This is a genomic window from Variovorax stachyos (assembly GCF_051400855.1).
Classification (GTDB): domain Bacteria; phylum Pseudomonadota; class Gammaproteobacteria; order Burkholderiales; family Burkholderiaceae_C; genus Variovorax.
This window is the reverse complement of the sequence record NZ_JBLFFN010000001.1, coordinates 308,929-321,706: the sequence shown is the minus strand read 5'-3', so window position 1 is coordinate 321,706 and position 12,778 is coordinate 308,929. Positions and strand designations below refer to the sequence as shown.

The following is a 12,778-nucleotide window of genomic DNA, read 5'->3' as shown; positions in this document are numbered from 1 at the left end:
CATTTCCTTTTTTGCCGGGACGCTCATGCAGGTTCACCATCCTGATTTCATGGTTTTCACCGGCAATGCCAACCCGGGCCTTGCCGCCGAGATCGCGCACAACCTCGGCACTTCGTTGGGTGCCGCCCGCGTCGGGCGCTTCTCCGACGGCGAAGTGACTGTCGAGATCAACCAGAACGTGCGCGCTCGCGACGTCTTCGTGGTCCAGTCCACCTGCGCCCCGACCAATGAAAACCTGATGGAGCTGCTCATCATGGTCGACGCGCTCAAGCGCGCCTCGGCCGAGCGCATCAGTGCCGTGATCCCCTACTTCGGCTATGCGCGCCAGGACCGCCGTCCGCGCTCGAGCCGGGTGCCGATCTCGGCCAAGGTGGTGGCCAATCTGCTCGAGACGGTCGGCGTGGCCCGCGTACTGACGATGGACCTGCACGCCGACCAGATCCAGGGCTTCTTCGACATCCCGGTCGACAACATCTATGCCTCGCCGGTTCTGCTGGGCGACCTGCGCCTGCAGAACTACGAAGACCTGATCGTGGTGTCGCCCGACGTCGGCGGCGTGGTGCGTGCCCGCGCACTGGCCAAGCAGCTCGACTGCGACCTCGCCATCATCGACAAGCGCCGCCCCCGCGCCAACGTGAGCGAAGTCATGCACGTGATCGGCGAAATCGACGGCCGCAACTGCGTGATCATGGACGACATGATCGACACCGCCGGCACGCTGGTGAAGGCGGCCGAAGTGCTCAAGGAACGCGGCGCCAAGAAGGTCTACGCCTACTGCACGCACCCGATCTTCTCTGGCCCGGCCATCGAGCGCATCGCCCAGGGCAGCGCGCTCGACGAAGTGGTCGTGACCAACACGATCCCGCTGAACGACGGCGCGACAGGGTGCACCAAGATCCGCCAGCTCTCCGTGGCGCCGCTGATCGCCGAAACGATCCAGCGCATCGCCAAGGGCGAGTCGGTCATGAGTTTGTTCTCGGACCAGGAGAACCTCTTCTGAGGTATCGCCGGGCCTGAGCAAGAAGCCGGGCGCCCTCCGTGGCGCCCTTTTTGAAACCGGAGTCGCACTGGTCGCGGTCGACTTCCACAGGAGTGAGTCATGAAATTCGTCGCCTATGAGCGCGCCAAGCAGGGTACGGGTGCGAGCCGCCGTCTCCGCATTTCGGGCAAGACGCCCGGTATCGTCTACGGGGGTGAAGGCCAGCCCCAGCTGATCGAGCTCGATCACAACGCGCTGTGGCACGCCCTCAAGAAGGAAGCGTTCCACTCGTCCATCCTCGAGATGGAACTGGCCGGCGCCACCAGCAAGGTGCTGCTGCGCGACGTGCAGTACCACCCCTTCCGCCCGCTGGTGCAGCACGTGGATTTCCAGCGCGTCGATGCCCGCACGCGCATGACCGTGAAGGTGCCGCTGCACTTCAAGGGCGAAGAAGAATCCACCGCCGTCAAGCTGGACCACAACCTCGTGAACCACGTGATGACCGAAATCGAAGTCAGCTGCCTGCCCGCTGACCTGCCCGAGTTCATCGAAGTGGACCTCTCCGGCCTGACCAAGAATGCCACGCTGCACGTCAGCGACATCAAGCTGCCCAAGGGCCTGAAGTACATCAGCCACGGCAAGGGCAACCCGGTGGTGGTCTCGGCCGTGCCGCCGCTGGTGGCTGAAGAAGCCGCGCCGGCCGAAGGCGCCGCCGAGGGCGCCCCGGCCGCCGCCAAGCCGGACGCCAAGCCTGCGCCCGCCAAGAAGAAGTAAGCGTTTCCCGGCGCGAACAGGAAGCCCACCAGTCGGTGGGCTTTTTTTTGTCCTTTCCTCAGCGCGCCACAGCTTTCCTGAAGTCGGGATCGTCGAGCAACTGACCCACGAGCACCCGGTAGAGCGCGACATACTGGTTGATGGCCTCCGGGATCGCGATTGCCCCAACGAAGGAGGACTCCCAGCTCGACGCGGCCTTGAGCTCCTTGTCGAACGAGGTCCTGCCGTCGCGCTGAACGACGAAGCGCGCAGCCAGGGAGCCCTTGCCCTGGCTCGCCGGCGCATCCACGGAGCTGTCCGTCAATTCGCCGCTGATGGTGGTCTTCGCCACGGGATCGACCAGGCCGGCTGCCTTCAGCTCGGCGCTCAGGGTCTCGCCCAGATACCTGGCGAGCGAACTGTCAAAGGGCGAATAGAAGGTGTTGCTCCGGATGCTGACGCCGAGGTCCAGCGACCGGCTCTTGCCGGGCGCGAGCTTGAAGTCACCGATCGCCACCGGCTCCATCGGCGACGCCTTGGCCTTCTGGATGTTCTCGACGCTCGGCGTGGGCACGCCGAGCTTGACCTGGGCACAGCCCGTGAGAACAACTGCGGCGACACAGACCAGCATCGCGGCAGCGCGCTGGATAGCGGAAACGAATGTCATGAGATGCGCCTGCCATTCAACGCGCGACGAACGCGGGGTCTTGCGAAAGGTCGTTGAGCGCCGTGCTCACGATCTGACTGGTCATCTTGGTCACCGCCTCCTGGATGCTGGCCGCCTTCTCGGCATTGCCAGGAGATTTCGCCGCGCCCAGCGTCGTATGAATGGCATGGCGCGCCGTCTTGGTGACGGGCGCACCCTGGCCGTTGCCGAAGTAGCTGATGGTGCAGATGTAGCCGTCGGACACCTGGGAACCCGCAAGGCCGAAGGTCAGGCCTGTGGCGAATCCCTTGGAGAAGGCATCGTCGGTCAGCACGACGTTGTTGAGCTTGAGGCTCAGCATGCTGCCCGAGGGCACCGGCTTTTCCTCGACGCTGGAGAACAGGCCGCTGTCGTTCACGCTCTGCAGCACCTGCGCCTTCAACTGCTGAGTGGCATTGGCGTTCGCCACGCCCTTGGTCTGGAATTCGAAGACCAGTTGCACCGGCTGGGGCGCGGTCGGCTTGCGGAACTGGCTGGCGCTGACTCCCTTGGTAGCGCCGTCGACATAGTGCGTGGCGCAACCAGTCAGCGTCACTGTGAGAGCAGCCGCCCCGACATAGGCGGCACGGCGAAGACGTTCGAAAACCTTGTTGTTTGAGAGCATGGCTCCTCCAGTTTTATAGGAGCCGCGATCGTAACTTTTTGTGTATCCCGCCGACCCTCGGGAAAGCCAGCATCCCTGCAGGCACGCGGGCCACGAAGGAGGGTCCCCGATAATTCGACCCCATGATCAAGTTGTTCGTCGGCCTCGGCAATCCCGGTCCCGAGTACGAAGCCACGCGGCACAACGCGGGCTTCTGGTGGATCGATGCGCTTGCGCGCGACAAAAAGCTCACGCTGGTGCCGGAACGCAGCTACCACGGCCTTGCCGCGCGGATGCAGGTGGGTGGCCAGCCGGTTTGGCTGCTTGAGCCGCAGACCTTCATGAACCTCTCGGGCAAGTCGGTGGCCGCGCTCGCCCGCTTCTTCAAGATCGAGCCGCACGAGATCCTCGTCGTGCACGACGAACTCGACGTGGTGCCCGGCCAGGCCAAGCTCAAGCGCGGCGGCAGCCATGCCGGCCACAATGGGTTGCGCGACATCCACGCGCAGCTGGGCACCGCGGACTACTGGCGGCTGCGCCTCGGCATCGGCCATCCGGGCGTCAAGTCCGAGGTGGTCAGCTGGGTGCTGAAGAAGCCGCTCAAGGAACAACGCGAGGCGATCGACGACGCGATCGCCCGCACCCTCCACGCCTTCCCGGCCCTGGTCGCCGGCGAGATGGACAAGGCGACGCTGCTCATTCACACGAGCAAGCCGCCGCGCCCCAAGCCGCCGCGTCGAGAGCCGGACGAAGGCGGAGGACCGCCCGCTCCGGCCTGAGCGAAACCATCGAAGCGAAAGGGAGAGAAGGAAGAATGAAGAAGAACTCGACACCCGCGATCGCCCTCCTGGCGATCGCGGCCTGCGCCTTGTGGGCCTCGTCCGCAGCCACGGCCGGCACTGCCGCCTGGCGCTGCGGCAATGCCTACAGCGACCAGCCCTGCCCGAACGGCAAGCCGCTCGCCCTCGGCGATATGCGCGATGCCGGGCAGAAGCGCGAGGCCGACAACTCGACGCGTGACGCGCAGGCAGCCGCGGACCGGTTGGAACGCGAGCGCCTGCGCCAGGAGAAGGCACAGGGCCGGCCGGCACGCGACGCTCATCGACAGCAGGCCGTCAGCCCCGAAGGCCAATGCCGATGACGCGACGAAAAAGAAGAAGGGCAAGAAGGACTCGGGCTATTTCAGCGCCCATGACCCCGTGGCCACTGCAAAGAAGAAGGCGGAGAAAGCCGAGAAGGCCGGGCGCCGCAGCGCCGAGAAGAGCTAGGCCTGCGCGGCCTCGGGCGGCTTGCCTCCGGCGCCCGCCGCCTTGGCGGCCGCCAGCCGCTCGAACTTCTGCCACAGGGTCTCCTGCGACTCGAGATGGGCCGGGTTCTTGGGAATGCAAGCCACGGGGCACACCTGCACGCACTGCGGCTCGTCGAAGTGGCCCACGCATTCGGTGCACTTGTGCGGGTCGATCTCGTAGATCTCTTCGCCCATGTAGATCGCATCGTTGGGGCACTCCGGCTCGCAGACGTCGCAGTTGATGCATTCGTCGGTGATCATGAGGGCCATGAAGCGGATTATCCGTCCGAGGCATGGTCATTGCTTCGCTCGGGTTATGCTGCGGCCCGCCCCATGAGCCGCACGGCCGCTCCGAGGGCTCATAGCACCGCAGCCGCAGGCGAAGGTACTCCAGTGAGCCGCACGGCCGTTCCGAAGGCGAATAGCACCGCAGCCGAAGGCGAAGGTATTTCCAGTGAGCCTCTTCCTGTTCAAGCGTTTCCTGACGCTGATCGCCACCCTGATCGGTGCCTCGGTCATCGTCTTCCTCGTGCTCGAGATCCTGCCCGGCAATGCCGCGCAGATGCTCATGGGCCCCGACGCCTCGCCCGAGGCCGTGGCCGCCCTCGCCGCCAAGCTGGGGCTCGACCAGCCGGCCTGGGCCCGCTACTGGCACTGGATCGGCGGCCTGCTCACCGGCGAGCTCGGCGACAGCTATGCCTACAGCACGCCGGTGATCGAGCTGATCCTCGAGCGGCTTGCCCTGACCGTGCCCCTGGCCCTGCTCGCGATGGCCCTCACCACCGTGCTCGCCCTGCTGGTGGGCGTGACTGCCGCGGCGCGCCACAACAAGCTCGGCGACGTCGGCCTGATGGGCCTGACCCAGGTGGGCATCGCCATCCCCAACTTCTGGTTCGCGATCCTGCTGATCCTGGTCTTCTCGGTGCAGCTGCAATGGTTCTCGGCCGGTGGCTTCGAAGGCTGGAACGACGGGGTGCTGGCCGGGCTCAAGGCGCTGCTCCTGCCTGCCCTCTCGCTGGCCGTGGTGCAGGCGGCGATCCTGGCTCGCATCACCCGCTCGGCCGTGCTGGAGGTGATGCGCGAGGACTTCGTCCGCACCGCGCGCGCCAAGGGCGTCTCGCAGCGCGCCGTGCTGTGGACCCATGTGCTGCGCAACGCGATGATCCCGGTGATCACCGTGATGGGCATGCAGTTCTCCGAGCTGCTGGCCGGCACCATCGTGGTGGAGAACGTGTTCTACCTCCCGGGCCTCGGCCGGCTGATCTTCCAGGCCATCAGCAACCGCGACCTGATCGTGGTGCGCAACTGCGTGATGCTGCTGGCCGCGATGGTGGTCATCGTCAACTTCGTGGTCGATGTGCTCTACGCCGTTATCGACCCGCGCATCAAGGCCTCCGACATATGAGCGCAGTCCCTGCACAAGTCCCGAGCGCCGCAGCCTTCAAGGTGCCCGGCTTCTGGCGCCGGGCGGTGCATCACCGCAGCTTCGCCATCGGCGGCGTGCTCACGCTGCTGCTGGTCCTGGCCGCCGCCGTTTCCCTGGTGTGGACGCCCTGGTCGCCCTACGAGATGGACATCGCCAACAAGCTCAAGCCGCCGACGGCCGCGCACTCGCTGGGCACGGACACCTTCGGGCGCGACGTGGCCTCGCTGCTGCTGGTGGGCGCGCGTGCCTCCATCCTGGTCGGCCTGATCGCGGTCGGCATCGGGCTTGTGGTGGGCACGGCACTGGGCCTGCTGGCCGCCGCACGGCGCGGCTGGGTGGAAGAAGCCATCATGCGCTTCGCCGACTTCTCGATGGCCTTCCCCGCCATCCTCTCGGCCATCATGATGACGGCGGTGTTCGGCGCAGGCATCGTCAACGCGATCATCGCGATCGGCATCTACAACATCCCGACCTTCGCGCGCATCACGCGGGCCTCGGCCAACGCGATCTGGTCGCGCGAATACGTGGCCGCCGCGCGCGCCTGCGGCAAGGGCGCGTTCGCGATCACGATGCAGCACGTGCTGCCCAACATCTCGGCGGTGCTGATCGTGCAGTCGACCATCCGCTTCGCGATCGCGATCCTGGCCGAGGCCGCCCTCTCCTATCTCGGTCTCGGCACGCAGCCGCCGCAGCCCTCGTGGGGCCGCATGCTCAGCGAGGCGCAGACCATGATGTTCCAGGCGCCTCTGCTTGCCGTCTGGCCGGGCCTGGCGATCGCGCTGGCTGTACTCGGCCTCAACCTGCTGGGCGACGGCCTGCGCGACCTGCTCGACCCGCGCCTCGCGCGCGCCCGCTGACCTCACACCGACATGCCCCTGCTCGAAGTCGACAACCTCCATGTCCAGCTGCAGACGCAGCGCGGCCCGGCCGAGGCGGTGCGCGGCATCGGCTTCACGCTCGAACGCGGCGAGACGATGGGCATCGTCGGCGAGTCCGGCTGCGGCAAGTCGATCACCGTGCAGTCGCTGATGGGGCTGCTGCCCGCGAGCGCCAAGGTCACGGGCAGCATCCGCTTCGACGGCACCGAGCTCGTCGGCCTGCCCGAGCGCGCGATGTGCGAGATCCGCGGCAACCGCATGGGCATGATCTTCCAGGAGCCGATGACGGCACTGAACCCCGTGCACACCATCGCGCGCCAGGTCGGCGAGCCGCTGCGCCTGCATCGCGGCCTGTCGCGCGCCGACGCCCGCAAGGAGGCGCTGGCCCTGCTCGAACGGGTCGGCATTCCGGACGCCGCCTCGCGCCTCGACGCCTACCCGCACCAGTTCTCGGGCGGGCAGCGGCAGCGCATCGGCATCGCGATGGCGCTGGCCTGCGGGCCCGACCTGCTGATCGCCGACGAGCCGACCACCGCACTCGACGTCACCATCCAGAAGCAGATCCTCGAGCTGATCCAGGGCCTGGTGGACGAGCGCGGCATGGCGCTGATCCTGATCTCGCACGATCTCGGCGTGATCGCGCAGAACGTCTCGAAGATGCTGGTGATGTATGGCGGCAGCGTGGTCGAGAGCGGGCCCACGGCGGCCGTCTTCGCCGAGCGCGCCCATCCGTACACCCAGGGGCTGTTCGCCGCCCGTCCGGCGCTCGGCGCCCCGCGCGGGCTTAAGCTGGCCACCATTCGCGGCAGCGTTCCCGATCTGATCGACCTGCCGGGCGGATGCCCCTTCGCCGGCCGCTGCCGCTTCACCATCGACGATTGCCACGCGACGCGGCCCCCGCCCACGCCCATGCCGCACGGCCACGAGGTGCGCTGCATCCGGCTCGCCGATGTGATCGCCGAAGGAGCGCCGGCATGACAGCATTGCTCGAGGTCGACAACCTGGTGCGCCACTACCAGTTGCCGCGCGAACGCCTCTTCCTGCCGCCGCCCACGGTCAAGGCGCTCAACGGCGTGAGCTTCAGCCTGCAGCCCGGGCGAAGCATGGGAATCGTGGGCGAGTCGGGCTCGGGCAAGTCGACCATCGCCCGTTTGGTGATGGCGCTCGACACGCCCACCGCCGGCACGGTGAAGCTGCTCGGCCGCGACCTCCACGCCCTGTCTGCCGATGCGCTGCGCGCCGCGCGCCGCGACGTGCAGATGGTGTTCCAGGACCCGTACGGCTCGCTGGATCCGCGCCAGACCGTGGCACGCATCGTCGCCGAGCCGCTGGAGGCCTTGGCCAGGACCAGCCGCGCCGAACAGCGCGAGCGCGCCGGCGAATCGCTGGCGGCCGTGGGCCTGCGCAGCGGCGACCTCGACAAGTACCCGCACGAGTTCTCCGGCGGCCAGCGCCAGCGCATCGCGATCGCCCGCGCGCTGATCACCCGGCCCAAGCTCATCGTGGCCGACGAGCCGGTGAGCGCGCTGGACGTCTCGGTGCAGGCGCAGGTGCTCAACCTGATGCTGGAGCTGCAGCAGAAGTTCGGCATCAGCTACCTGCTGATCAGCCACGACCTCGCGGTGGTGAACCACCTGTGCGACGAGGTCTGCGTGCTGCACCGCGGCCTAGTCGTCGAGCGCGGCGCGCCGCAGCACCTGTTCGCGCATGCCGAGCATCCGTACACGCAGGCACTGCTGGCGGCCGTGCCGCGCGCCGAGCCCGCGGTGGCACTCCCTTGAGCAGGTGCTTGTCCCGAGCACGCGCCGCTCGCGCATGATGTAACGTCGTATTCCCCCTTCTCAGCTTTTGCCTGGAGCCTCGACCATGTTGAAACGCCGCACCCTCCTGACCACCGCCGCCCTTGCCACCGTGCCGCTCGCCCTGCCGCAAGCGGCGCTGGCCCAGGGGCGCAAGGACACGCTGGTGATCGGCATGACGCTCGAGCCGCCGGGCCTGGACCCGACCACCGGCGCCGCGTCCGCCATCGCGGAAATCACCCACTACAACATCTACGAGACGCTGACCAAGATCAACTCCGACGGCAAGGTCACGCCGCTCCTGGCCGAGAGCTGGGAGGTCTCGCCCGACCTCAAGACCTACACCTTCAAGCTGCGCCGCGGCGTGAAGTTCCAGAACGGCGAGCCCTTCAACGCGCAGACCGTCAAGTTCTCGTTCGATCGCGCAGGCGCCGAGAAGAGCACGAACAAGGACAAGCGCACCTTTGCCAACCTGAGCACGCAGGTGGTCGACGACAGCACCGTGGTGCTGATCAACAAGGAGATCGACCCCGATCTGCCCTTCCTGCTGGGCCAGGCGACCGCCATCATCGTCGAGCCCAAGAGTGCCGACAGCAATGCCACGAAGCCCGTCGGCACCGGCCCGTACAAGCTCGACAACTGGGCCAAGGGCTCCTCGGTCGTCGTGAGCAAGTGGGACGGCTATCGCAATGCGGGCGAGATCAAGCTGCGGCGTGTCACCTTCCGATTCATTTCCGACACCGCCGCCCAGGCGGCAGCGCTGATGGCCGGCGATGTGGACGTGTTCAAGCCCATCGGCACGCGCGCGGTCGCCCAGTTCAAGAACAATCCGCAGTTCCAGGTCATCCAGGGCGGCTCGCGTGCCAAGACCATCCTGGCGATCAACAGCAGGAGAAAGCCGCTCAACGACGTGCGCGTGCGCCGCGCCATCCTCGCCGCGATCGACCGCAAGGCCGTCGTCGAAGGCGCCGCGGACGGCTTCGGCACGCCCATCGGCAGCCACTACGTGCCCGGCGCACCCGGCTACGTGGACACGACCGCCATCAACCCCTACGACGTCGAGAAGGCCAAGAAGCTCCTGGCGGAAGCGGGCGTGAAAACGCCGCTCGAACTCACGATGACGCTGCCGCCGCCGCCTTACGCGCGCCAGGGCGGCGAAGTGATCGCGGCCCAGCTCGCCAAGATCGGCATCAACGTGAAGATCCAGAACGTCGAATGGGCGCAGTGGCTCAGCAACACCTACGGGGGTGCACACGACTACGACCTCAGCATCGTGTCGCATGTCGAACCCTTCGATCTTGGCAACTATGCCAAGTCGGACTACTACTGGGGCTACGACAACAAGGAGTTCACGGCGCTCTACGCCAAGATCAAGACCACCGGCAACGAGGCCGAGCGCAACAAGCTCCTCGCAGAGGCGCAGAAGCTGCTCGCCACCGACGCGGCGAACGGATTCCTCTACCAGCCCCAGTTCCCCGCCGTCGCCAGGAAGGGCGTCAAGGGCATGTGGAAGGAAAGCCCGATCTTCGTCAACGACCTTGCCGCGCTGTCCTGGTCGTGAGCAAGCCACTGAACGACCTGTCGGCACAGGAACTGGTCGGCGCCTATCGCAAGGGCAGTCTCTCCCCGGTCGAGGTCACGCAGGCCGTGCTCGACCACATCGCGCGCTGGGAGCCCACGCTGCAGGCCACCTGGCTGCTGCGTCCCGACGCCGCACTCGAGCAGGCGCACGCCTCCGAGGCGCGCTGGCGGCGCGGTGAGCCGCTGGGCCCGCTCGACGGGGTGCCGACCACCATCAAGGAAAACATCGCCACCCGCGGCGACCCCATGCCTGCGGGCACGGCCGCCACCGAATTGCGCCCTGCCGCGGCCGACGCGCCGCCGGCAGCGCGGCTGAAGGAAGCGGGCGCGGTGATCGTCTCCAAGACCACCATGCCCGACTACGGCATGCTGTCCTCCGGCCTCTCCAGCTTCCATGCGCTGGCGCGCAATCCCTGGGACCTGACGAAGACGCCGGGCGGTTCGAGCGCCGGCGCCGGTGCCGCCGCGGCGGCCGGTTACGGCCCGCTGCACATCGGCACCGACATCGGCGGCTCGCTCAGGCTGCCGGCCGCCTGGTGCGGAATCTTCACGCTCAAGCCCAGCCTGGGACGCATCCCCATCGATCCGCCCTACATGGGCCGCGCCGCCGGGCCCATGACGCGCAGCGTCGCCGATGCCGCGCTCATGATGGAGGTGCTCGCAAAGCCCGACGCGCGCGACAGCATGAGCCTGCCACCCCAGGACATCGCCTGGTCCTCCTTCGAGGTGGGTGCAGAACATCTGCGCGGCCTGCGCATCGGTCTTCTGCTCGATGCGGGCTGCGGCCTGGCGGTCGATGCCGAGATCCGCGGGGCCGTCGAGGAGGCGGCGCGCCTGTTCGAGCGTGCCGGCGCCGCCATCGAGGTCATGCAACCGTTCATGTCGCAGGCCATGCTCGACGGCATGGACCACCTCTGGCGCATGCGCTCGCTGGTGGACATCAATGCCCTGCCCGCGGAGCGGCGTGCCAAGGTGCTGCCCTACATTCGCGCATGGGCCGAGAGCGCGGCCGGCTTCAGCGGCGAGCATGTATTCCGCGCGTTCAGCCAGTTCCACGCCACGCGCGTGGCGGCGGTGTCCGCCTGCGCGAAGTACGACTACGTGATCTCGCCCACGGCGCCCAACCTGCCCGTGGAGGCCGAGCTGCCGTCGCCCACCAACGACCCGCTGCGGCCGCTGGAGCACATCGGCTTCACCGTGCCCTTCAACATGTCGGAGCAGCCGGCGGCCTCGATCAGCTGCGGCTACAGCCGCGGCGGCCTGCCGATCGGCCTGCAGATCGCGGGGCAGCGCTTCGACGACCTGGGCGTGCTCAAGGTGTCGCGCGCCTTCGAGCTGATCCGCGGCCCCCAGCGCCCCTGGCCGCAGCCGCCCGGCGCCTGATTGCGCCTTGCACCTCAGACGAGGTGCGACGCCAGCAGCTCGCGTGCGCGCGCCACGAACTCGGTTTCGCCCCGCCGGGGCGGCAGGAGATGGAAGACCACTCTCGGCAACGCAGGCAGCCCGTGCGGCGGTGCCAGGCGCGTGACGCCCTCGCACAGCGATGACTCGTTGAGGCAGGCAACGCCCAATCCGGCCGCCAAAGCCGACTGAAGGCCCGCGACGCCCGAGGCGACATGCGCCACGGTGAAGGGCACGCGCCGCCGCTTCAGCAGCTTGACCGTGAACTGGTGCAGCGAGCAGGTGTCGGGCAGCACAAGCAGCCGCAGCGGCTCGCCACGGGCAAGGCGCAAGCCGGTCGCACCCATCCAGGCCAACGACTCGCGGCGCAGTGCGGCCGTCTTCGAGGCGGGCGTGCCGTCTTGCCCCACGATGCGCATCGACAGGCCAACGTCGAACTGGCCCTGCCCGTAGCCGGCCTCGATTGCGCCGCTCTTCATGACGCTCACGTGCAGACGCACCTGCGGATACCGCTCGCCCAGGCGCCCCAGCAACCGCGCCAGTTCGCCAGGCCGGAAGTAGTCGGTCACCGCGAGGCGAAGCTCCCCTTGCAGCGTTTCACCGCGCAGGTCGCGCAGGGCCTCCTCAGCGAGTGCCAGCAGACGCTGCGCATGTCCCAGCAGCCGCGTGCCCGCGACGGTGGGTGCCACGCCCGCCTTGCTGCGCGTCAGCAGCGACTGGCCGGCGCGTTCCTCGAGCTTGCGCATCTGCTCGCTGACGGCGGATTGCGACAGGAACACCTGCGGCGCTGCCGCGGTGAGGCTGCCCGCCTCGACGACGGCGACGAAGGTCCTGAGCTGCTCCAGGTCGAAGGTCTGCATGACGTCATCCATCCGAAAAATCGATGATATCCATCATATCTTCCCGCTTTTCCGATGGCCTGCAACTTTCCACAATGAAGCTTCCAACAGTTCGAAAAGGAAAGTGCCATGCCCCATACCGTGATCCACCTCTCCGGCCAACCCGACGCCCAGCTCACCCGCCGCGTGGTCGACACCGTCGCCGAGCTGACCCAGAGCGTCCTGGACAAGAAGCTGCCGGTGATCGCCACCACCGTGCAGTACATCGCCGACGACGCCTGGTTCATCGGCGGCCGGTCGCTCGCCGAGCTCGGCAAGTCGGCCTTCCACCTGGACATCAGCATCACCGACGAAACCAACACCAAGGCGGAGAAGGCGCGCTACCTGCGTGAGGTCTACGGCGCGATGGCTGCGCTGCGGAAGAACCTGCACGAGGTGTCGTACGTGCACCTGATCGATGCGCGCGCCGCGGCCTACGGCTACGGCGGGTTCACCCAGGAGTACCGCCACCAGCAGGCTGGGGTGTAGTCGATGGACTGTGCAAA

At 67.5% G+C, this 12,778-nt stretch carries 15 protein-coding genes; 11 read left to right on the top strand and 4 right to left on the bottom strand.

Annotation, left to right across the window (positions count from 1 at the left end):
• Positions 1-25: 25 nt before the first annotated feature.
• Entirely contained in the window at positions 26-1,000 is a 975-nt protein-coding gene (locus tag ACMGEZ_RS01570) for a ribose-phosphate pyrophosphokinase (protein ID WP_436820487.1), read from the top strand.
• A gap of 99 nt (positions 1,001-1,099) precedes the next feature.
• A complete protein-coding gene (locus ACMGEZ_RS01565) occupies positions 1,100-1,753 on the top strand; it encodes a 50S ribosomal protein L25/general stress protein Ctc (protein ID WP_436820486.1) in 654 nt (217 codons plus the stop codon).
• A 58-nt stretch (positions 1,754-1,811) separates the two neighbouring features.
• Here the strand turns inward: ACMGEZ_RS01565 and ACMGEZ_RS01560 are convergent, their stop codons facing one another.
• On the bottom strand, positions 1,812-2,399 hold the full coding sequence (locus ACMGEZ_RS01560; RefSeq protein ID WP_436820485.1) for a hypothetical protein: 588 nt from the start codon (positions 2,397-2,399) through the stop codon (positions 1,812-1,814).
• A 16-nt stretch (positions 2,400-2,415) separates the two neighbouring features.
• Entirely contained in the window at positions 2,416-3,042 is a 627-nt protein-coding gene (locus ACMGEZ_RS01555) for a hypothetical protein (RefSeq protein WP_436820484.1), read from the bottom strand.
• 122 nt (positions 3,043-3,164) lie between these two features.
• On the opposite strand from ACMGEZ_RS01555, the gene pth reads away from it, so the two are divergent.
• Both pth and ACMGEZ_RS01545 read left to right on the top strand, forming a co-directional pair.
• Positions 3,165-3,800, top strand: a complete 636-nt coding sequence (gene pth / locus ACMGEZ_RS01550; RefSeq protein WP_436820483.1) for an aminoacyl-tRNA hydrolase — start codon at positions 3,165-3,167, stop codon at positions 3,798-3,800.
• Between the two features lie 35 nt (positions 3,801-3,835).
• Complete coding sequence (locus tag ACMGEZ_RS01545; protein ID WP_436820482.1) at positions 3,836-4,162, top strand: hypothetical protein; 327 nt, start codon at positions 3,836-3,838, stop codon at positions 4,160-4,162.
• Positions 4,163-4,285: 123 nt separating this feature from the next.
• Here ACMGEZ_RS01545 and ACMGEZ_RS01540 read toward each other — a convergent pair whose 3' ends face one another.
• Positions 4,286-4,579 (bottom strand): YfhL family 4Fe-4S dicluster ferredoxin, encoded by a 294-nt coding sequence (locus tag ACMGEZ_RS01540; RefSeq protein ID WP_436820481.1) that lies wholly within the window; start codon positions 4,577-4,579, stop codon positions 4,286-4,288.
• Between the two features lie 184 nt (positions 4,580-4,763).
• Here ACMGEZ_RS01540 and ACMGEZ_RS01535 point away from each other — a divergent pair, with 184 nt between their 5' ends.
• The 6 genes from ACMGEZ_RS01535 to ACMGEZ_RS01510 all read left to right on the top strand — a co-directional run bounded on the left by ACMGEZ_RS01535 (position 4,764) and on the right by ACMGEZ_RS01510 (position 11,376).
• Positions 4,764-5,714 carry an ABC transporter permease gene (locus ACMGEZ_RS01535; protein ID WP_436820480.1) on the top strand — a complete coding sequence of 317 codons (951 nt, stop codon included), beginning with the start codon at positions 4,764-4,766 and terminating at the stop codon, positions 5,712-5,714.
• A complete protein-coding gene (locus tag ACMGEZ_RS01530) occupies positions 5,711-6,592 on the top strand; it encodes an ABC transporter permease (protein WP_436820479.1) in 882 nt (293 codons plus the stop codon). Before ACMGEZ_RS01535 ends, ACMGEZ_RS01530 begins: the two co-directional genes overlap by 4 nt.
• Before the next feature lie 12 nt (positions 6,593-6,604).
• Positions 6,605-7,591, top strand: coding sequence for an ABC transporter ATP-binding protein (locus ACMGEZ_RS01525; RefSeq protein ID WP_436820478.1), 987 nt, complete (start codon positions 6,605-6,607; stop codon positions 7,589-7,591).
• On the top strand, positions 7,588-8,394 hold the full coding sequence (locus ACMGEZ_RS01520; RefSeq protein WP_436820477.1) for an ATP-binding cassette domain-containing protein: 807 nt from the start codon (positions 7,588-7,590) through the stop codon (positions 8,392-8,394). The genes ACMGEZ_RS01525 and ACMGEZ_RS01520 overlap by 4 nt, the downstream gene beginning before the upstream one ends.
• Positions 8,395-8,479: 85 nt before the next feature.
• The gene (locus ACMGEZ_RS01515; protein WP_436820476.1) at positions 8,480-9,973 is read left to right on the top strand and encodes an ABC transporter substrate-binding protein; all 1,494 of its coding nucleotides are present in this window, start codon (positions 8,480-8,482) and stop codon (positions 9,971-9,973) included.
• On the top strand, positions 9,970-11,376 hold the full coding sequence (locus tag ACMGEZ_RS01510) for an amidase (RefSeq protein ID WP_436820475.1): 1,407 nt from the start codon (positions 9,970-9,972) through the stop codon (positions 11,374-11,376). Before ACMGEZ_RS01515 ends, ACMGEZ_RS01510 begins: the two co-directional genes overlap by 4 nt.
• Positions 11,377-11,390: 14 nt before the next feature.
• Here the strand turns inward: ACMGEZ_RS01510 and ACMGEZ_RS01505 are convergent, their stop codons facing one another.
• Positions 11,391-12,254 carry a LysR family transcriptional regulator gene (locus ACMGEZ_RS01505; RefSeq protein WP_436820474.1) on the bottom strand — a complete coding sequence of 288 codons (864 nt, stop codon included), beginning with the start codon at positions 12,252-12,254 and terminating at the stop codon, positions 11,391-11,393.
• Positions 12,255-12,362: 108 nt separating this feature from the next.
• Here ACMGEZ_RS01505 and ACMGEZ_RS01500 point away from each other — a divergent pair, with 108 nt between their 5' ends.
• The gene (locus ACMGEZ_RS01500) at positions 12,363-12,761 is read left to right on the top strand and encodes a tautomerase family protein (protein ID WP_436820473.1); all 399 of its coding nucleotides are present in this window, start codon (positions 12,363-12,365) and stop codon (positions 12,759-12,761) included.
• Positions 12,762-12,778 lie beyond the last annotated feature (17 nt).

Excerpts from the sequence above, each read along its gene's own strand:
- ACMGEZ_RS01570 (WP_436820487.1), top strand. The coding sequence starts at position 26 with ATGCAGGTTCACCATCCTGATTTCATGGTTTTCACCGGCAATGCCAAC.
- ACMGEZ_RS01565 (WP_436820486.1), top strand. The coding sequence starts at position 1,100 with ATGAAATTCGTCGCCTATGAGCGCGCCAAGCAGGGTACGGGTGCGAGC.
- ACMGEZ_RS01560 (WP_436820485.1), bottom strand. The coding sequence starts at position 2,399 with ATGACATTCGTTTCCGCTATCCAGCGCGCTGCCGCGATGCTGGTCTGT.
- ACMGEZ_RS01555 (WP_436820484.1), bottom strand. The coding sequence starts at position 3,042 with ATGCTCTCAAACAACAAGGTTTTCGAACGTCTTCGCCGTGCCGCCTAT.
- pth (WP_436820483.1), top strand. The coding sequence starts at position 3,165 with ATGATCAAGTTGTTCGTCGGCCTCGGCAATCCCGGTCCCGAGTACGAA.
- ACMGEZ_RS01545 (WP_436820482.1), top strand. The coding sequence starts at position 3,836 with ATGAAGAAGAACTCGACACCCGCGATCGCCCTCCTGGCGATCGCGGCC.
- ACMGEZ_RS01540 (WP_436820481.1), bottom strand. The coding sequence starts at position 4,579 with ATGGCCCTCATGATCACCGACGAATGCATCAACTGCGACGTCTGCGAG.
- ACMGEZ_RS01530 (WP_436820479.1), top strand. The coding sequence starts at position 5,711 with ATGAGCGCAGTCCCTGCACAAGTCCCGAGCGCCGCAGCCTTCAAGGTG.
- ACMGEZ_RS01525 (WP_436820478.1), top strand. The coding sequence starts at position 6,605 with ATGCCCCTGCTCGAAGTCGACAACCTCCATGTCCAGCTGCAGACGCAG.
- ACMGEZ_RS01520 (WP_436820477.1), top strand. The coding sequence starts at position 7,588 with ATGACAGCATTGCTCGAGGTCGACAACCTGGTGCGCCACTACCAGTTG.
- ACMGEZ_RS01515 (WP_436820476.1), top strand. The coding sequence starts at position 8,480 with ATGTTGAAACGCCGCACCCTCCTGACCACCGCCGCCCTTGCCACCGTG.
- ACMGEZ_RS01505 (WP_436820474.1), bottom strand. The coding sequence starts at position 12,254 with ATGCAGACCTTCGACCTGGAGCAGCTCAGGACCTTCGTCGCCGTCGTC.
- ACMGEZ_RS01500 (WP_436820473.1), top strand. The coding sequence starts at position 12,363 with ATGCCCCATACCGTGATCCACCTCTCCGGCCAACCCGACGCCCAGCTC.